The organism is Serratia symbiotica (Periphyllus acericola) (assembly GCF_964019515.1).
Classification (GTDB): Bacteria; Pseudomonadota; Gammaproteobacteria; order Enterobacterales; family Enterobacteriaceae; genus Serratia; species Serratia symbiotica_D.
The window spans coordinates 1,140,262-1,159,539 of sequence record NZ_OZ026452.1; the positions used below are offsets into that span (position 1 = coordinate 1,140,262).

The window sequence follows — 19,278 nt, forward strand, 5'->3', positions numbered from 1 at the left end:
ACTGGAGATTAAAATGAGGTCACACCTCAAATTTTCAAGGTTATTTCGACTCAATATTTTCGGTACTACGCCATGCGTCGTAGGATCGCCTTAATTTAACAGCTTATATCAGCCAGATTAAACTTGCCAGACGTCCCGTTGTTCTATCTCACCGATAGGAGAAAAAATGACTCATTTCTCTAAACGTACAGCGGCCACCGCCGCAAACAGCCTGTATGCCAGCACGCAGCAGGCGTTGACGCGCCAATAAATAGATATCTGCCAAAAATTTGTCGCCATGCAGAGCAAAAGCAGCAACTGCGGCACTGTCTCCCTTGATAAAGGCGGCGCGGACCTCCGAACCAACTACAAACTGCTTGGGGCCTATCATCGGCCCCAGCCAAGCGCTAATATTGCCCGGCTGTGCGGAAAAAGCCGCAACGGTTTGCTCCAGCACCCCGTTGCATAACCCGAGCCAGCCAGCATAGGCGGCGGCAACTTCATCTCCCGCCTACGAGTAAAACAATACCGGTAGGTAATCTGCCGTCATCACCGCACACACCTGCCCCGGAACACAGCTGTAAACCGCGTCTGTGATCAGATCCGGCCAGGGGTTGCCCCTCCAGCCTCAACACGTCGGTGCCATGCACTTGCTCCAGCCAGACTGGCATCTGCGGCAGACCAGCAAGTCACGTTTACGCGCCACCTCCTGCACTTCATCCCCTACGTGAGTACCAAGGTTAAGCGAATCATAGGGCGGCGCGCTGACGCCGCCATGGCGGGGGGTGGTGCAGGCTTTAACCCCTACTGGCAATGGCCAATCGGGCAGAATGAGTGACGCCATTACCAATCTATTTTATCTTTGAATTCTTCGGTATCGGCCTTCAGTACAGTGATCAAATCGACCATATCCTGCGGTAGTGGCGCATGCCACTCCATTTGGATGCCGCTGATCGGGTGGTATAAGCGCAGCATGGTGGCGTGCAGTGCCTGGCGATCAAAACCACGCAGTGTGCTGATAAAGGCTTCTGATGCACCTTTTGGCGAACGTGGGCGACCGCCGTACAGCGTATCCCCCACCAATGGGTGGTTGATGTGCGACATATGCACGCGGATCTGGTGGGTACGTCCAGTTTCCAAACGCAGACGCAGGCGGGTATGGGCGCGGAAATGTTCCATGATGCGATAATGGGTCACCGCTGCTTTACCCATCGGGTACACCGCCATATGAGTGAGTTTGGTGGAATGGCGCGAAATAGGTTCATCCACAGTGCCGCCAGAAGTCATGGTACCTATCGCCACCGCTTCGTATTCCCGGGTAATTTCACGCTCCTGTAGCGCTTTTACCAGTCGAGTTTGCGCCGGTACAGTTTTCGCTACCACCATCAGGCCGGTGGTGTCTTTATCCAGACGATGTACGATGCCCGCACGGGGCACATCGGCAATTTTCGGATAATAGTGCAACAATGCATTGAGCACAGTGCAGTCTGGGTTACCTGCACCTGGATGCACAACCCGATCGCGCGGCTTGTTGATCACTAGAATATCGCTGTCTTCGTAGACGACATCCAAGGCGATATCCTGTGGTTCCCATCGGGGGGCTTCTTCTATCTGTGCAGCAATGGAGACTATCTCCCCACCCAACACTTTCTCTTTCGGCTTGTTTGCCGTTTTACCATTGACCTGCACCCGATTATCCAAAATCCACTCTTTAATGCGAGATCGTGAATAATCAGGGAACAATTCGGCTATAGCTTGATCTAAACGTTGTCCGAGTTGAGATTCGGACAACGTTGCGGTGAGTTGTACTTGTTGTACCATATGCAGCTTCTTCGTTAACGTTGGGGTGTCACGGCGATGCCGTTTAATATAGTGTGCTATTTTACATAGTCTTTCTCGGGAGCTTAACGGACAATCTCCCGGAATAACACCCTGAAGGTAATCAAAACGTCATGACGCGTATGAAATATCTGGTGGCGGGAGCCACGTTGAGCTTGGTGCTGGCAGGTTGCTCCACCTCCAAGGATGTAGTGCCCGACAACCTACCTTCGGAAATCTATGCTACTGCCCAGCAAAAAATGCAGGACGGTAATTTTAAGGGCGCGATTACACAACTAGAAGCGTTAGATAACCGCTATCCTTTCGGGCCGTATTCCCAGCAGGTTCAGCTAGATCTGATTTATGCCTACTATAAATCTGCCGATTTACCGCTGACTCAGGCATCTATAGATCGCTTTATACGCCTGAATCCAACGCACCCGAACATCGATTATGTGATGTACATGCGTGGTTTAGCCGATATGGCGCTGGATGACAGTACGTTGCAAGGCTTCTTCGGGATCGATCGTTCAGATCGTGATCCACAGTACGCTCGTGACGCGTTCCGCGACTTTAGCCAACTCATTCAGCGCTCCCCTAACAGCCAGTACGTCACCGATGCCAACAAGCGTCTGGTCTATCTGAAAGACCGTCTGGCCAAGTATGAACTTTCAGTGGTGGAATACTACACTAAACGTGGTGCTTACGTCGCGGCCATTAATCGTGTCGAACAGATGTTGCGTGAATACCCGGATACCAAGGCAACACGGGACGCACTACCATTGATGGAGCGTGCTTATAAGCAGCTACAACTGAACAGTGAGGCCGAAAAAGTAGCCAAAGTGATCGCTGCCAACCCACGATAGGTGAGCAAGAACAGTTCTAACGCGCCTGCGGGCGCGTTTTTTGTTGACGGGGTAAAAACCAGCGGTTAATTTGAAAAATGTTTATGCCAAACCCAGAGGGTAACAAATGATCCACACACCGTTTTTCTCTACATTCTTTTTTACCTTACCCTGATTGTGAGGCGTTCCATCGTTTGATAAAGAATGCGAAGACGAACAGCAAAGCCTCCTAAAATGCAGTTAACCCCGAAAGTTGGACATCCAACGATTAAGGGTTTTGCGTTTCAATAGACAGAAAAAAATGCTCTTTTGAATTCAAGCAGTAAGTTGTTCATCACTACCTGAACAGCAATGACGGTGCGAAAAAAACAGCCTGGTTGTTTGGAGTCAACCACGGTGCAGTCCGGCGCTGGACTGAACACTGGAAAGTGAATGGCGTGAACGGCTTTACCGTTCCAATCAAAGCTTACTCTGCCGAGTTTAAAGAGTCCGTTGTTCCCTGGATGCAGGAATACAACCCGTCATCCCGGAAAGCTGCTACGAAGTTTTGTATCGTTGTAGCCTGTACCGTTAGCAAATGGGAGCATCTTTATCGTGAAGTCGGTATCATCGCCCTACGTGACAAACGCAGAGGGCACCCGGTGAAGTCAGGGAAGAACAATAGGTCAGATAAAGAACATAACAATACCCGTCCAGAGTTCCCTAGTGCTGAGGAAGAGCTTGAATATCTGCGGGCCGAGAATGCCTACCGAAAAAAGCTTCATGCCTTGATTCGGGAAAAACAGAAGATAAAGCAAAAATAATCACCGAATTTAAGGCAAAGCTATAAGCTGAAAATGTGACTTCATATTGCCGGATTATCCCGTATTACCTATCACTGACACCTAAAGTCAGGTGACCGTAGTGGCCGTTATGAGTAGGAACAGCACAGAATAGTTGCGTTGTTCCATGACCATAAAGGGCGATACGGTTACCGGCGTATGACTCTGGCATTACGGAATGAAGGCTATGGCATAAATCATAAAACGGTTCGAAAGCTGATGCGTAAGATGGGGCTAACATCATGCCTGAGAATGGCTTTGTTGAATAAATCGGATTTGGAATAAAGAGTCCCGTGAATGGGCATCTTTCAGGCAAGGCGTACACTTTCTGGCATACCGGCGAGCGTCATCTTGTTTAATGCACAGATCATGGCCAGCGCCTCTGCAACTTGCCCATCATAATCTCGCAGCGACAGGTGACCACCAAATAGCTGTTTTACTCTGTACCTCGCTGTTGCCGCTATCGAACGTCGGTGGTAGCCTGTGATACTTGTCCACCGTGTGTTGTCTCCGGTAACGCGCTGGTTCGCCACCGCTTGATTTCGTTCTGCATACTGCCGACCAATAACGGGCTCGCTTCTCGGCGGTATTAACACCTTGAGCTTCTTGCCCCTTAACTCATCATGACTCACTCGCGTATCCTAAGCCCGATCCGCCGAGGCGACTTTGATTTTACGGTACCTCTGACGGATGAGACCTGGGAAGGCTTCGGGATCGGTGACATTGCTCAAGGAAAAGTCAGCACAGATGACCTCATGTGTTTCTGTATCTACGGCCAAATGCAGTTTTCGCCAGATCCGCCATTTTTCCTGACCGTGTTTTTTTACCTTCCACTCGCCTTCACCCAACACGTTGAGCCCGCTAGAGTCGATAACGAGGTGCGCAATTTCACCCGGCGTTGGTGTTTTAAACGGGACATGGCCGGACTTTACCCGCTTACTGATGCAGGTGTCGTCCGGGCAGTTCAACGGCACTTTGATCAGTGTGACAATGGAGTCGACAAAGCCCTGGAGGGCGCGAAGTGTCAGGCCGAAAATCCGTTTCAGCATCAATACGCTGGTGATTGCCATATCGGAATAATGTGGTGGGCGACCACGCAGAGAAGGTTTTGCCTCGCAGTACCAGGCGTGAAGTACCGTTTCATCCCCCCAGCAAGTGAGTAAACCCAGAGTGATAAGGGCGTTGTTGTAAGCCTTCCAGTTGGTGATGTTGAACTTTTGCTGGGCCACGGAATGTCGCTATGTTGACAGAAGGAGAGTGATCTGATCCTCGTCCCGGCCAAAAGTTCGATTTATTCAACAACTCCAGCAAAGTGTCCAATATATGGAGGTTCACTTCAAAAACAGGGGGCTTTTTTTATAAATATTGGCAACATATCAGAATAGAAGGCAGAAGCTGATTATGACTGACAACCCGTTATTAGTGCTACGCTAACGCATTAGCACTCTGGATCTGAAGCTGTTGGCACTGCTGGCAGAACGGCGTGAGTTGGCAGTGGAAGTGGGGAAGACCAAGCTACACTCTAACCGGCCCATCCGCGATAAGGAGTGCGAACGCGATATGCTGTATGCGCTTATCGATGCTGCCAAGCTTCATGGCCTTGATAGTCTCTTTATCACCCGAGTATTCCAACTGATTATCGAAGATTCGGTGCTAACCCAGCAGTCTCTATTGCAGCATCAGCTTAACCAAATCAGCCAGTACGCTGTACGCATCGCTTTTCTTGGGCCTAAAGGATCTTACTCACATCTGGCGGCGCGCCAATACGCCGCGCCATTTTCGATCAACTGATCGAGTGCGGCTGCCAAAAGTTCCAAGATATCTTCACTTAGGTAGAAACCGGCCAGGCAGATTACGCTATCCTACCTATCGAAAACACCAGTTCCGGTTCAATTAACGACGTTTACGATTCGTTGCAGCACACCAGCTTATCGACCATCGGCGAGTTGACCAACCCGACTGATCACTACGTTCTAGTAGTCAAAGACAGCGATCTGGACCAGATCGAAACTGTCTACAGACATCCGCAACCCTTTCAGCAGTGCAGCCAGTTCATCAACCGATATCCATACTGGAAAATCGTGTATACCGAAAGCACTGCTGCAGCCATGAAAAAAGTTGCCAAGCTTGAACTCGCAGAAATCAGCAGCATTGGGCAGTGAGGCTGGCGGTGTACTGTATGACTTACAGGTACTGGAACATAACCTGGCCAACCAGCAACAGAACATTACCCGTTTTATCATGCTGGCGCGCAAAGCGATTAACGTTTCCGAACAAGTGCAAGCCAAAGCCACCCTTATCATGGCCACTGGCCAGCATTCCAGTGCATTGGTTGAAGCATTATTTGTGTTGCGAGATAACGACATCATCATGACAAAGTTTGAATTCCGGCCAGTTAATGACAACCCTTGGGAAGAGATGTTTTATATCGATGTACAAGTTAACTTGCGTTCCGGGGTAATGCAAAATCGCTACAGGATCTGGTGCCTATTACCCGCTCGCTGAAAGTCTTGGTCTGTTACCTAAGGGACAACGTGGTGCCAGTCAAACCGTCATAAAAATGGGGGATGGCCATACCCTGTTGTTTTAATGTTACTTCCGGCTGTCGTTAACCTGCCGCAATAATGTGCGGCTCTCCACCAAGAAGCGCTGTGTGTAAATGCCGAACCAGTGCGCCACTTTTTGGAAGCTTTCAATAAACGCCTGCTTGTTATGATGCTCTAGCAACTTTATCGCCTCACCGAAACTCTGGTAGTAGCGTTTAATCAGCGCGATATTCTCTTCCGAAGACATGATGATGTCGGCGTAGAGTTGCGGATCCTGCGCAAACAGTCGGCCAATCATCGCTAGTTCCAAGCGATAAATCGGCGAAGAAAGTGCCAGCAGTTGTTCCAACTGAACATTTTCTTCCGCCAAATGCAACCCGTAGGCAAAGGTAGTAAAATGGCGCAACGCTTGGATAAATGCCATATTCTGGTCATGTTCCAGCGCACTGATGCGGTGTAAACGCGCGCCCCACACTTGCAGTTGCTCCAACAACCACTGATAGGCTTCCGGCTGGCGCCCATCGCAATAGACCACCACCTGCTTAGCCACACTGCCTACATCCGGGCCGAACATCGGGTGCAACCCAAGCACTGGGCCACCGTGCACCGCCAACATCGCATTCAACGGGCGATTTTTTACCGATGCCAGATCCACCAGAATACAGTCGTCCGGCAGCGCAGGCAGCCGACTAATCACCCGCTCGGTAACATGAATCGGCACACTGACGATCACCATGTCGGCATTCGTCAGCAATTGCTCCGCCTGCGGCCAGTCCCCCTGATCCAGCACCTTGACCTGATAACCGGACAACGTCAGCAGGCGGTTAAATACCCGCCCCATCTGACCATTGCCACCGATAATGACGATAGGACGCAGTTCAGGGCGCAGGGTTTTAAAGCCTTTGTCATTTTCACTGAAATAAGACTCACGCATCACCCTGCGCAACACGTCTTCGATCAGATCCGGCGGCACGCCAAGATTTTCAGCCTCTTTACGGCTTGATGCCAGCATCGCCGCTTCACGTTCAGGCACATATATCGGCAGACCGTGACAGCTTTTCACTTCACCCACTTGCGCAACTAGATGCAAGCGCTTCGCCAACAACTCCAGTAGTGCTTTATCTATCTCATCGATTTGATCGCGCAACGCGGTCAGTTCAGCCACCATAACTTTCTACTCCCCAATGCGAGCCGTCAGCACAGCGCAAAGTTCCCTGTGCATATGGCGCAGAAGGGTCTCGGTGCTCTCCCAGTTAATGCATGCGTCGGTGATGGAAATACCATAACGCATATTTGTACGCGGTTGTTCAGAAGACTGCTTGCCTTCATGCAGGTGGCTTTCCAGCATGATACCAGTGATCGAGCGGTTACCCGCTTTGATCTGCTCAACCACCGACTCGGCAACCGTCCACTGACGACGATAATCTTTATTCGAGTTGCCATGGCTACAATCTATCATCAATGATGGGTGGAGTCCTGCATCCCGCATCTGATTTTCACAGGCGGCGACGTCTTGAGCACTATAGTTTGGCGTCTTGCCACCGCGCAAGATCACATGACCATCCGGGTTTCCCTGGGTTTGCAGCAGGCATACCTGCCCTGCCTGGTTAATACCGACAAAACGGTGCGGCCTAGCGGCGACACGCATGGCATTGATGGCGGTCCCCAAGCTACCGTCTGTGCCGTTTTTGAAGCCGACTGGCATCGACAGACCCGAAGCCATCTCACGGTGCGTCTGTGATTCGGTGGTGCGCGCACCAATCGCCGACCAACTGAACAGGTCTCCCAGGTATTGTGGGCTGTTCGGATCCAACGCTTCGGTCGCCAGCGGCAACCCCGTGCCCACCAAACCCAGCAGCAGGCGACGCGCTATGTGCAAACCAGCTTCAACATCAAACGAACCATCCATGTACGGATCGTTGATCAGGCCCTTCCACCCAACAGTAGTTCTGGGCTTTTCAAAATAGACACGCATAGCGATAAATAGCTGATCGCTCAATTCAGCCGACAGTTTTTTCAAATGACGGGCGTAATGCAGTGCCGCATCCGGATCGTGGATGGAACAAGGCCCACATACTACCAGCAGGCGGTGATCGCGCCCATACAAAATATCGGCGATGGTTTTGCGGGCGCTGGCGATTTCATTTTCATCATTGATACTGAGCGGAAATTGATTTTTCAGTTCTTCCGGCTTAATCAAGACCTGTTCTGCACGAATATGTACATTATTGAGCCCGTATTTTTGCATGATTCTATTCCTGTCTTTTGCCGTTTTGCATTGAAATGAAACATTGAGCATTCCAGTTTCCTAGCTTACCATGATGTGTAAATATTTAAATCTGAAATATGTAAACAAAGTATTACTTCAACGCATTAATAAAAGCTAAGAGATGCAAGCAGCAAAATCACTTACAATTAGTTAATGACGCAAACCTTCCTCAACCAAAATAAGTAACTAAAGGTGAAAATATTTATGTACACAAAAATTTTAGGGCAGAATCCCCAATTGCAATTGGAAGCAAAAATCAGCCATAATACCTAATAAAAGCCTCAGAGTGCTCAGCATGCTATGCTGTCAGCGGGGATTAATTAATTAGAATAAGAGCCAATAAATGAGGTTGTTAAATTAAGCTTACTTAGTTCTTTTTGTCACTATGGCGAGCCGATATAATTGGTCGTCATCACCAATAACCTTCTTAACAATCTGGATCTAGAATGCCTTCTTCACATGTGCGCAGTACAATTCCGCTGTTTATCTGCTGCTTGGCAACTGTTACCAGTGCTTTAGCCCTTGCAGACAATACACTTTTTACTGCGATGGACGACCCGGCTACCGCCCAAAAACCATTCGAAGGTAACTTCCAAGCCGGTTATAACGCCCAGTCTGGCAACTCGCAAAACTCCAGGCTACTGGCCAGCACCAACATGACCTGGTTTAACAACGATGCAGCCTACAGCTTGTGGGGGGCAGCCAACAATGCCACTTCCTCCAACGTACGCTCGTCTGAAAAATACCAGGCAGGCGGCCGTACCCGTTACAACCTGAATGATCGCAACTACCTGTTTGGCCAAGCCAGTTGGCTGAGCGACCGTTTCAATGGTTATGATTCGCGCTCGATACTAACACTAACCGGCGGTTATGGTCATCAGATCTTGAATGGGCCAGTCAGTGACCTGCGAGTGGAATTTGGTCCCGGTGCGCGTCACGATGAATATCATGGCGGAGGCCATTCCACCAAAGCACTGGCCTATGGCGCAGCAAACTACTCATATCAACTGACCGACAGCACTAAAATCACTCAGGGTATTTCTGCGCTGACAAACGAAGCTATCACACTGAACTCGGAAACCGCCCTGAACGTTGCGATCAACGACAAATTATCACTGCGCGTGGCCTACACCATAACTTATAATCGCAAACCACCAGTATCAGCGCCTAAGAGTACCGACACCACGACCTCAGTTACGCTGGTCTACGGACTATAATCTCTGCTACCCATCGGTTCATATCAGGCATAAAGGCTTGTGATGTATTAGGGCCTTATATTGGGTGGAGGTAGAATTTGCTGCCTCGGCAGGCGCGCAACAAAAAATGGAGGCTTAAGCAACCTGGGTGGATCCATTTATGCCAGAGGACTTATTACAAAATGGCTCTGCTAACCGCAACGGCGACAACGAGGTGTTACGAAAGGTTCTGCCTGAAGCTGGATGAGAAGGGTATGAGCAATAGTATGAGAAAAAGAATTGGGGTTCACGCTAAAATGCGATAAGCCAGAAGGGGCTTACCAAAACGGTAAGCCAATGATAATTATAATTTTTTGGATGTAGAGTTAGCTGTATCTTAGTTAAGACGCTCTTTGATACGAGCCGCCTTACCAGTACGCTTACGCAGGTAGTACAGTTTGGCTTTACGAACGGCACCACGACGTTTAACAGTAATACTGTCGATTATTTGGGAGTGAGTCTGGAATACTCGCTCAACACCTTCGCCGTTGGAAATCTTACGAACAGTGAATGCAGAATGCAGACCGCGGCTACGTATAGCGATAACCACGCCCTCGAATGCCTGCAGACGTTTTTTGCTACCTTCAACGACCCACACCTTAACTTCCACAGAGTCACCCGGACGGAATGCGGGTACGTCTTGCTTCATCTGCTCTTGTTCAAGTTGCTTAATAATGTTGCTCATAATATGTCTCTTACCCTAGGTAAACTGATATATCGGTTTCGCCTGATGTCAGACGTTCCCTTCATAACTCCTGTTGTCTGGCCAGATGTTCCAGTTGGAACTCAGCCAGCAACACCGCTTGCTCGTCAGTCAGAGCTAGGCATTCTAGAATATCAGGTCTTCTAAGCCAGGTACGGCCCAGCGACTGTTTTAAGCGCCAGCGACGTATCTCAGCATGGTTTCCCGACAGCAGAAGCGGCGGAACTTCCATCCCTGCTGACACCTCTGGGCGGGTATAGTGCGGGCAGTCCAGTAATCCGTCAGCAAAGGAGTCTTCCTCCGCAGAGGCCTGATGCCCCAGCACACCCGGTATAAAACGGGCGACTGAATCAATCAGGGTCATTGCTGGCAATTCCCCACCGCTGAGTACATAATCGCCGATTGACCATTCTTCGTCAATTTTGGTTTGGATCACGCGCTCATCTATCCCTTTGTAGCGACCACACACCAGAATCATCTTCTGATTAGCCGCCAGTTCGCACACGCCGGTTTGATCCAACTTGCGCCCCTGAGGCGACAGATAAATCACCTTTGCGCCCTCGCCTGTTGCTGCTTTTGCTGCATCAATGGCTTCCCGCAAGGGTTGTACCATCATCAACATCCCGTGGCCACCGCCGTATGGGCGATCGTCCACGGTACGATGCCGGTCGTAGGTGAAATCACGCGGACTCCAGCACTGCACACTCAGCAGGCCACTTTTTACTGCCCGGCCGGTCACTCCATAATCGGTGATTGCGCGGAACATTTCTGGAAACAGGCTTATAGTAACAATGAACACCAGCCAATCCCCATACTGTTACTAGACTTGCTTCGACCTTGTGATCCAGAGGTCAAAAACCCGGGTCCCAATCTGCTTCAATCACTCGAGCAGTTAGATCGACTTTCTTGATAACCTGCCCGTGAAGAAACGGAACCAGCCTCTCCTTTATACCGAACGCATCTTTAAGGTTCGCTTTCACAACCATCACATCGTTAGAACCTGTTTCCATCATATCGATGACTTTACCCAATTCATAACTGGTGGTGGTGACTACCTGGCAGCCCATTAAGTCTTTCCAGTAATAATCATCCCCCTCCAGCTGAGGCAGTTGCTCAGAATCTACGATGATCTCACAATGAGTCAGCAAACTCGCTGCGTCCCGATCGTCAATACCTTTGATCTTAATGATAAAATCCTGACTGTGGTGCTTCCAGTCTTCCAACTCGACAAACTGCCACTGACCGACCTGCTGGATAAGCCAAGGCTGATAGTCAAAAATGCTTTCGGCGTTTTCGGTGGATGAAAACACTTTGAGCCAACCACGGATGCCGTAAGAAGACCCCATTTTACCGAGTACAATCGGTTGTTTAGGGGCTACCGGTTTAAGTTGTTTGCTTATTGCCACCACCGCGACAGATTACGCTGCTTTCTTAGCGTCTTTGATCAGCGCGTGAACGCGATCAGAGACGGTTGCACCCAGGCCGATCCAATGTTCGATACGATCCAGATCCAGACGCAGGGCTTCGGCCTGACCAGTTGCGATCGGGTTGAAGAAGCCTAAGCGCTCAATGAAACGACCATCACGCGCATTGCGACTATCGGTCACTACTACTTGATAGAATGGACGCTTTTTGGCGCCGCCACGTGCCAAACGAATTGTTACCATAACATCCTCTTTAAGTGAATAAAACAGCCGGGTCCCATTGAGGGACAGGGCCCGGTTGCAATATAAAAAGCCCGATAATTATACTCATTTTGGCGCAAAAAGCAATCTAGAGCGTAGATCGCGCGGGGCAATTTTAGCAGCTAATCAAGCTTCAGGCGGTTTTCAGCGCGAGAAGCTAATGCTGAATACGCTCGCTTTTGGCGGGCAGATACCTGTTAGTGGCCAGGGAAGCCCGGCATCATCATACCCTTCATACCACGCATCATCTTCACCATACCGCCTTTTTTCATCTTCTTCATCATGCGTTGCATTTCGTCAAACTGCTTGAGCAAACGGTTAACATCCTGCACTTGCACGCCGGAACCCATCGCGATGCGGCGCTTACGCGAACCTTTGATGATTTCCGGCTTGGCACGTTCTTTCACCGTCATCGAATTGATAATCGCCTCCATGCGCACCAAAACTTTGTCGTCCATCTGCGACTTCACGTTTTCCGGCAGTTGACCGGCACCGGGCAGTTTACTCAGCATGTTGGCCATACCGCCCATGTTGCGCATCTGCTTGAGTTGATCCAAGAAGTCGGTCAAGTCAAAACCATCGCCCTTTTTCAACTTATTGGCCAGTTTCTCGGCCTGTTCACGATCAACTTTGCTTTCGATATCTTCGACCAGCGATAGCATATCGCCCATGCCCAGAATGCGTGATGCCACGCGATCCGGGTGAAACGGCTCCAGCGCCTCGGTTTTCTCGCCCAGGCCGAGGAGCTTGATCGGCTTGCCTGTAATGTGGCGGATGGAAAGTGCTGCACCGCCGCGCGAATCACCATCAACTTTGGTTAGCACCACGCCAGTCAGAGGCAGAGCTTCATTAAAGGCTTTTGCGGTATTGGCAGCATCCTGACCAGTCATGGCATCAACCACAAACAGGGTTTCTACCGGATTGATCGCTGCGTGTACCTGCCTGATTTCGTCCATCATTGCTTCGTCAACATGCAAACGGCCGGCTGTATCGACGATCAACACATCGTAAAACTTCAATTTGGCCTGTTGCAGCGCACGGTTGACGATATCGAGCGGTTTTTCTTTAACCTCGGAGGGGAAGAAATCAATACCAACACCTTCTGCCAGTGTTTCTAATTGCTTGATTGCCGCAGGGCGATAAACGTCCGCAGACACCACCAGAACTTTTTTCTTATGTTTTTCTTTCAGAAACTTGCCAAGCTTGGCTGCGCTTGTGGTTTTACCCGCACCTTGCAGACCAGCCACCAGCACCACCGCTGGTGGCTGAACCGCCAGATTAAGCTCGGTGTTCACTGCGCCCATCGCGGCAATCAGCTGACTCTTGACGATCTTGACGAACTCCTGCCCCGGTGTCAGGCTTTTGTTGACTTCCTGGCCGACGGCGCTTTCTTTTACACGATTGATAAAGTCACGAACCACTGGCAGCGCAACGTCTGCTTCTAGCAGCGCCATGCGCACTTCACGCAGGGTTTCCTTGATATTATCTTCGGTTAGCCGCCCACGGCCGCTAATATTGCGCAATGTGCACGACAATCGATCGGTTAAATTTTCAAACATCGTCTCATGCTCAACGTATAATGATAGGCCGCACTAGCGGCATAATTGCGGCAATTATAACACGAAGCACACAGGATCTCTGCATCAGCGTTGGAGATCGGTTGGAGTGCGGGGCGCGCAACGCTATACTGGTAATCAAATTAACCACGCCGAAGTAAAATTTAACGCTATGCTAGTTTTCTCCATGGTGGCCTTGATGGCCTACCTATTCAGCCTTGCACTGATCATCCCCAGCTTGTTGCGAAGGAATAGCGCATATCGTCGACTTGCTCTCGTCTCAGCACTAGTAGCACTGCTCTGCCACACTATCGCGCTACAGCAGCGCATTTTTGATGTCAGCACTGGGCAAAACCTCAGCCTGCTGAATATCGGTTCAATCGTTAGCTTGATCATCTGCTCGATGATGACCGTTGTCCCTTTCCGTGGTCGTGGCTGGTTCTTGCTGCCGATCGTCTACAGCTTTGCGATGATCAATCTGGCGTTTGCCAGTTTTATGCCCGGTGAGTTCATTACTCATTTGGAAGCTAGCCCGGAGTTGATGGCGCATATCGGCCTGGCGTTGTTCTCTTACGCCACACTGATTATCGCCATGTTGTATGCGTTACAACTTGCCTGGCTGGATTATTTATTGAAAAACAAGAAGCTGACCTTCAGCGCCGATATGCCGCCGCTGATGGCCATCGAACGCAAAATGTTCCACATCACCCAGGTCGGTGTGGTGCTGTTGACGCTCACCTTATGCACTGGCCTGCTTTATATGGATAACCTATTCAGCAAAGAGAACGTGCATAAAGCCGTGCTGTCGATCATGGCGTGGTTTGTGTACATCGTTCTGCTGTGGGGCCATTATCATGAAGGCTGGCGTGGTCATCGCGTTGTCTGGTTCGGCTTTGCAGGGGCCTTTATGCTGACACTCGCCTACTTCGGTAGCCGTCTGATTCAGCAGGTCATGGTAGGCTAAGTCGTCTGAGGCTATCTTCCCTCATAATATAAGGAATGTCGCGTTGTAGCACGTGTCGATAGGGACCCTGATCATTATCCTGATAACCATGATAGTAGTCTCCGCATATTTTTCAGCTTCCGAAACCGGCATGATGACGCTCAACCGTTATCGCCTCCGTCACCGAGCCAAACAGGGCAGCCAATCTGCCCGTTGTGTGGAGAAACTGCTGCAAAAGCGGGATCGCTTGATCGGCAATAACCTGGTAAACATTCTTGCCTCAGCGCTAGCGACTATCGTTGGCATGCGGTTGCATGGCGATCTTGGGGTAGCGATCTCCACCGGGGTGCTGGCCTTTACCATATTGCTATTTGCTGAAGTGTTACCTAAAACCTTCGCCGCACTCTATCCGGAACGCATCGCCTTCACCAGCAGCATTTTGCTCACTCCATTGCAAAAGGTGATGTTCCTGCTAGTTTGGTTGCTTAACGGCATCACCAGCCTGGTGCTGCGCCTGTTTGGCATCCATACAAACGTGCGCATCAGCGATGCTGTCAGTAAAGACGAGGTGCGCACCATCGTGAATGAATCCCAGTCGCAGATTTCACGCCGCAATCCGGACATGCTGATTTCAGTGCTGGATCTGGAAAAGGTGATAGTTGACGACATCATGTTACTGCGCAACGAGATCATCGGTATCGATGTCAACAGCGACTGGAAGTCGATCATCTGCCAACTCACCAATTCACCGCATGGCCGCATCGTGCTGTACCGCAGCTCGCTGGATGATGCTATTGGCATGCTGCGGGTGCGCGAAGCCTACCGCCTAATGACTGAGAAAAAAGAGTTCAATTAGCTGCTTGATCAGAAGGGTGAATATGCCATCTTTACCTATCAGAGTCTGACTATCCTGAAGGGCTTTCAGGGCTTCATCAAAATCGACGGCTGTGACAGGTGTCATTCATTCTTATCGATATTTTACTGGAATGAAACAGAATTTTTAACATTCCCTTTATTCGATACTTTTTTATTTAATCAGGAAACCTTTTCCAACCCAGCGAGTCTGAGTAGGTGAAGGACGCGCATTTGTTATCATCATACTTATTATCAGAGATACATAATTTGGCCACGTTGACGTGGCCTTTTCTTTTTCAACTGCTGCCGTTTTGTTGCATAAATGCTTCAAAGCTTAGCGTATCGCTAGATTCTATGTGGCGCTGACGCTGCCATGAAGCTTCCTTCTCCTTGACCAACTCTGCTTCGTTCATAATTTCTAGTGGCTCGTCAATCAACATCTCATGGTATTGTTCCGCCAACCGCAGACCAACGCAGCCAGTGCTTTCTTCCGTCATCGTCTTCAGAATGCGCGCCGAGAAAGTCAGCTCCGGATTATCAAACGCGGCGACCAGCTCATCGCAAACTTGCTGATACTGCCGATCGCCAACTTCTCCATCCAACACTTCTGCTACGCGGCGCAGGTCGTCAAATAGCGCTTTGCCAACCTTATCCAACGGTTCGTGGCTGCCATCGCAGCTAATATCGATACTCTGGCCCGGTTTACGCCCTTCTAGGATCACCCGGTTCCAGTTTTTGCGGGTACAGAGTAGCTCGGCGCTGCTCATCTCCCATGCTTCCACAAGCACGCACCATATCAGGAAGAGATCCAAGAATCGCACCTGCACCGCGTCCACGCCGATTGGCGAGAACGGGTTGATGTCCAGCGAGCGTACCTCAATATATTCAATGCCACCACGCAAGAGCGCATCTGATGGCGTCTCGTCGCTATTGGCTACGCGCTTTGGCCGGATCGGCGCATACAGTTCATTTTCAATCTGTAGTACGTTGCTGTTCAGTTGTAAGTAGCTATAACCCTCCTTAACTCCCAGCTTGGCGAACGTTTCTGAAGGCGTAACGATCGCTCGCTTAAGACCTGCCACATAACTGTGCAGATCGTTAAAGTTGATACCCAAATTACTCTGCGACTTGTTGGTATAGCCAAGATCGCTCAAACGCAACGAGGTGGCGTACGGTAAATAATACATGCCCTGCTCGGTGCATTCGAACGCCAGATTGGTTTCACGATTTTTCAAGAAAGAAGAACAGATCGCCGGTGAAGCACCGAACAGATACGGGATCACCCAGCCAAAACGGTAATAGTTGCGGATCAGGCTGAAATAGCACGCCGAGATCTGCGCTTTGCAACTTTCCGTGTCTTCCACTCCTGCCCATGCCTGCCAGAACGCTAGCGGCAGCGAGAAGTTATAATGCACACCGGAGATGGTCTGCATCAGCGCGCCATAGCGGTTTTTCAGCCCTTCTCGGTACAGTGTCTTCATGCGGCCAATGTTCGACGAACCGAACTGCGCCAGCTCAATATCCTGGTCAGCATCAATGAAGCATGGCATGCTGAGCGGCCACATACGCTCCTCGCCCAGATTACGCGCTACATAACGATGGATATCACGCAGGAAAGTCAGCAAGTGATCGAGATTGTCATCAACTGGCGTAATGAACTCTAACATCGCCTCGGCAAAGTCTGTCGTGATCCAGTGGTGCGTTAGTGCCGCCCCAAAATTTTCTGGATGCCCAGTTATAGCCAGCTTACCGTTGGGGGTGACTCGCAGCGTTTCACGTTCAATACCGCGACGGATGCCTTTTAAGGCTTGGGGATGGGCTTTAAACCAAGAAAGCGCCTGTGATACGTCCGGGATCAAATTGACCTCCCGTTTCTAAAATAATGACTCGTTAGCATACTGAATTCGTACCCCAGACTGATTGTATCCACTTGTTTAATGCCACCAGGCGATGCTTTGTACCGTTACCATAAGCTAAAATGATGTAACGTAGCGTCTTTCCGATACACAGAAACAGCACGACAGAACCCCTTAAGGCATGCGTAGCCAACATGCACAACAAATCGTTTACTACCGGTCCATCCTAGTCGGCTAAAACATGGCCTCCCTCCGTTGAGGTTTCAACGCTAGTAACAGGCACCCTATAATGGATTGGTCAGTCCGCGCGACCAACACCAGCCATTCCGCTGAGGTACAGTTATTAGCCTACAAAGCGCCCAAAACAATGTCTGAATTTCCCCGCAATGGCACATTCAAGGAAGCGGCTGTCGAAAAACGGTCACTCACAGCTCACGAACGTCTACCACAGCCATTTTGGCTCTTTTTGCCGCCTGAATGCCAAAGTCAGCGTCTTCAAACACGACGTATTTTTCTGGAGGAACACCGATCAATTCAGCGCAGATCAGGAAGGTGTCCGGTTCCGGCATATGACGCTGCAAATAATCAGCACCGACGGATCGCGTCAAAGTAGTTGAATAAACCCAGATGACGCAGCAGGGTTTCCACCATGCGGTCTTCGCTGCCAGTACCTACCCGCCATCGGACGGCGACCATGATAGGCTTTCACCACATCGATCAGCGGAAATGGTCGCATACTGTCCAGCAGCATCGCCTCCACCGTGCGCACTTTCTCTGAGGCCAGATGATGGGGATCGAGATCGACCTGATGGCTGGCGATATAGCGCCGATGGTAGTGTGGGGTCTCCCCACGCGAGAGTCGGACACTGCCAGGCACCAAATAAACGTTATCAGTATCACCACTGATAAAATGCAAATAGCCTGGGCGATATACCAGGTCTGAGAACTATCGAGCGCTACCATTGCCACCTCATCAAACGTCATACCGTAACGAGACAACACCTCGAGCCACGCCTTGCGGTGTGTTAGTTCGGTATCCAGGATGGTCCCATCCATGTCGAAAATAAGACCTTGATAGCGGTCGTACATCGTTACTCAATGATCGTTATCTTTGAGGAAAGGAAGCTACTTTAACGTAAAGCCGTTAGGTTGTCGCTGGCTGCGTGAATGATGGAATGTATTCCAAGGGAGACAGGGAAATGTCGCTGATATCGGGAAAAGGATATTCGGAAGGCGAAAACCCACTAGCGCGGATTGCTTAGGTACTGCACCCAGAAGAATTATTTAGTTGCTTTTCTCTCCTGGCGGGCTATTGCTAAAGCGACGTTATCTTCCTTCGTGCTACCTTTCAGCTCGTATTTGTCTGGGAAACAAAGATTTCTGATGGATACTGTTTAGGATGGTGCATCCAGGAGGATTCGAACCTCCGACCGCTCGGTTCGTAGCCGAGTACTCTATCCAGCTGAGCTATGGATGCAAATGGCGGTGGGGCGGGGATTCGAACCCCAGATGCAGTTTTTGGCCGCATACTCCCTTAGCAGGGGAGCGCCTTCAGCCTCTCGGCCACCTCACCGTACGCTTCTTTCGGACTGTGCCTAGTTCTTTTTAGATAAGCACATCGGCACTGTGTAGGGTGCATATTACTTTCTTCGACTTGTAAGTCAAACAATTTTTCCCAACTCATGTGCGTTTGCACAATTCACACTTAACATGAGTGATTTCACGGCAAAAATGGTGTTTTATCAAAGGCAACTGTAGGGCTAGAGTAAAAAGATGCAAAACAAACAGGTATAAGTAACAGCGTGGAAAGTGGAAGAATATGTACACAAAAAGCACAGCAGCGTCTCGCTTAGCAACGATACGCTACTTCGAAATCAGTAAGTCGTCTGTTGCGACTTCTCTGACTGAATACGCTGATATATTTCTTCGCGGTGTACTGACACCTCTTTGGGGGCATTTACACCAATACGCACCTGGTTACCTTTTACCCCTAGCACTGTCACCGTGACCTCATCGCCAATCATGAGGGTTTCACCAACTCGACGAGTCAGAATTAACATTCTTTGCTCCTTGAAAGATTAAAAGAGTCGGGTCTCTCAGTTTTCCCGCTAGTATCCATCATATTACATAAAATATAAGCATATGTTGTGAAAACATAAGCTATTTA

The 19,278-nt window shown here is 49.9% G+C and carries 14 protein-coding genes, 2 tRNA genes and 6 pseudogenes; 6 read left to right on the top strand and 16 right to left on the bottom strand.

Going from position 1 to position 19,278, the window contains the following annotated elements; all coding sequences use genetic code 11:
- Window positions 1–148: 148 nt before the first annotated feature.
- Window positions 149–823: pseudogene (gene pgeF, locus AACL06_RS06235) on the bottom strand (peptidoglycan editing factor PgeF).
- Window positions 823–1,800, bottom strand: coding sequence for a 23S rRNA pseudouridine(1911/1915/1917) synthase RluD (gene rluD, locus AACL06_RS06240; protein ID WP_339036506.1), 978 nt, complete (start codon window positions 1,798–1,800; stop codon window positions 823–825). Before rluD ends, pgeF begins: the two are co-directional and overlap by 1 nt.
- A 131-nt stretch (window positions 1,801–1,931) precedes the next feature.
- On the opposite strand from rluD, the gene bamD reads away from it, so the two are divergent.
- Both bamD and AACL06_RS06250 read left to right on the top strand, forming a co-directional pair.
- Window positions 1,932–2,663 (top strand): outer membrane protein assembly factor BamD, encoded by a 732-nt coding sequence (gene bamD, locus AACL06_RS06245; RefSeq protein WP_339036507.1) that lies wholly within the window; start codon window positions 1,932–1,934, stop codon window positions 2,661–2,663.
- Between the two features lie 320 nt (window positions 2,664–2,983).
- Window positions 2,984–3,715: pseudogene (locus AACL06_RS06250) on the top strand (IS3 family transposase); the annotation flags it as partial.
- A gap of 56 nt (window positions 3,716–3,771) precedes the next feature.
- Here AACL06_RS06250 and AACL06_RS06255 read toward each other — a convergent pair.
- Window positions 3,772–4,671 (bottom strand): annotated as a pseudogene (locus AACL06_RS06255) (IS5 family transposase).
- Window positions 4,604–4,765, bottom strand: a complete 162-nt coding sequence (locus AACL06_RS06260) for a hypothetical protein (protein WP_339036508.1) — start codon at window positions 4,763–4,765, stop codon at window positions 4,604–4,606. Before AACL06_RS06260 ends, AACL06_RS06255 begins: the two are co-directional and overlap by 68 nt.
- A gap of 135 nt (window positions 4,766–4,900) precedes the next feature.
- Between AACL06_RS06260 and pheA the strand changes: the two are divergent.
- A pseudogene (gene pheA / locus AACL06_RS06265) lies at window positions 4,901–6,021 on the top strand (bifunctional chorismate mutase/prephenate dehydratase).
- A 34-nt stretch (window positions 6,022–6,055) separates the two neighbouring features.
- Here the strand turns inward: pheA and tyrA are convergent.
- Window positions 6,056–7,177, bottom strand: coding sequence for a bifunctional chorismate mutase/prephenate dehydrogenase (gene tyrA, locus AACL06_RS06270; RefSeq protein ID WP_339036509.1), 1,122 nt, complete (start codon window positions 7,175–7,177; stop codon window positions 6,056–6,058).
- Between the two features lie 6 nt (window positions 7,178–7,183).
- The gene (locus AACL06_RS06275) at window positions 7,184–8,257 is read right to left on the bottom strand and encodes a 3-deoxy-7-phosphoheptulonate synthase (protein WP_339038317.1); all 1,074 of its coding nucleotides are present in this window, start codon (window positions 8,255–8,257) and stop codon (window positions 7,184–7,186) included.
- Window positions 8,258–8,724: 467 nt separating this feature from the next.
- On the opposite strand from AACL06_RS06275, the gene AACL06_RS06280 reads away from it, so the two are divergent.
- Entirely contained in the window at window positions 8,725–9,495 is a 771-nt protein-coding gene (locus AACL06_RS06280) for a DUF481 domain-containing protein (RefSeq protein WP_339036510.1), read from the top strand.
- A gap of 355 nt (window positions 9,496–9,850) precedes the next feature.
- Here AACL06_RS06280 and rplS read toward each other — a convergent pair whose 3' ends face one another.
- The 5 genes from rplS to ffh form a co-directional block, all read right to left on the bottom strand.
- On the bottom strand, window positions 9,851–10,198 hold the full coding sequence (gene rplS, locus AACL06_RS06285; RefSeq protein ID WP_339036511.1) for a 50S ribosomal protein L19: 348 nt from the start codon (window positions 10,196–10,198) through the stop codon (window positions 9,851–9,853).
- 61 nt (window positions 10,199–10,259) lie between these two features.
- Window positions 10,260–11,015: a tRNA (guanosine(37)-N1)-methyltransferase TrmD gene (gene trmD, locus AACL06_RS06290; RefSeq protein WP_339036512.1), complete on the bottom strand. Its 756-nt coding sequence runs from the start codon at window positions 11,013–11,015 to the stop codon at window positions 10,260–10,262.
- 52 nt (window positions 11,016–11,067) lie between these two features.
- Entirely contained in the window at window positions 11,068–11,616 is a 549-nt protein-coding gene (gene rimM / locus AACL06_RS06295; RefSeq protein ID WP_339038319.1) for a ribosome maturation factor RimM, read from the bottom strand.
- A gap of 18 nt (window positions 11,617–11,634) precedes the next feature.
- Window positions 11,635–11,883: a 30S ribosomal protein S16 gene (gene rpsP, locus AACL06_RS06300; protein ID WP_339036513.1), complete on the bottom strand. Its 249-nt coding sequence runs from the start codon at window positions 11,881–11,883 to the stop codon at window positions 11,635–11,637.
- 215 nt (window positions 11,884–12,098) lie between these two features.
- Window positions 12,099–13,460 (bottom strand): signal recognition particle protein, encoded by a 1,362-nt coding sequence (gene ffh, locus AACL06_RS06305; protein ID WP_339036514.1) that lies wholly within the window; start codon window positions 13,458–13,460, stop codon window positions 12,099–12,101.
- A 169-nt stretch (window positions 13,461–13,629) separates the two neighbouring features.
- Here ffh and AACL06_RS06310 point away from each other — a divergent pair, with 169 nt between their 5' ends.
- Entirely contained in the window at window positions 13,630–14,421 is a 792-nt protein-coding gene (locus tag AACL06_RS06310; RefSeq protein ID WP_339038321.1) for an inner membrane protein YpjD, read from the top strand.
- Window positions 14,422–14,509: 88 nt separating this feature from the next.
- A pseudogene (locus tag AACL06_RS06315) lies at window positions 14,510–15,253 on the top strand (CNNM domain-containing protein); the annotation flags it as partial.
- Window positions 15,254–15,551: 298 nt separating this feature from the next.
- Here AACL06_RS06315 and gshA read toward each other — a convergent pair.
- The 5 genes and pseudogenes from gshA to csrA form a co-directional block, all read right to left on the bottom strand.
- Window positions 15,552–17,114: a glutamate--cysteine ligase gene (gene gshA, locus AACL06_RS06320; RefSeq protein ID WP_339036515.1), complete on the bottom strand. Its 1,563-nt coding sequence runs from the start codon at window positions 17,112–17,114 to the stop codon at window positions 15,552–15,554.
- A 422-nt stretch (window positions 17,115–17,536) separates the two neighbouring features.
- Window positions 17,537–18,200: pseudogene (locus AACL06_RS06325) on the bottom strand (beta-phosphoglucomutase family hydrolase).
- Window positions 18,201–18,511: 311 nt separating this feature from the next.
- A tRNA-Arg gene (locus AACL06_RS06330) sits at window positions 18,512–18,588 on the bottom strand.
- Window positions 18,589–18,591: 3 nt separating this feature from the next.
- A tRNA-Ser gene (locus AACL06_RS06335) sits at window positions 18,592–18,684 on the bottom strand.
- Window positions 18,685–18,985: 301 nt separating this feature from the next.
- Window positions 18,986–19,171, bottom strand: coding sequence for a carbon storage regulator CsrA (gene csrA / locus AACL06_RS06340; protein ID WP_339036516.1), 186 nt, complete (start codon window positions 19,169–19,171; stop codon window positions 18,986–18,988).
- Window positions 19,172–19,278 lie beyond the last annotated feature (107 nt).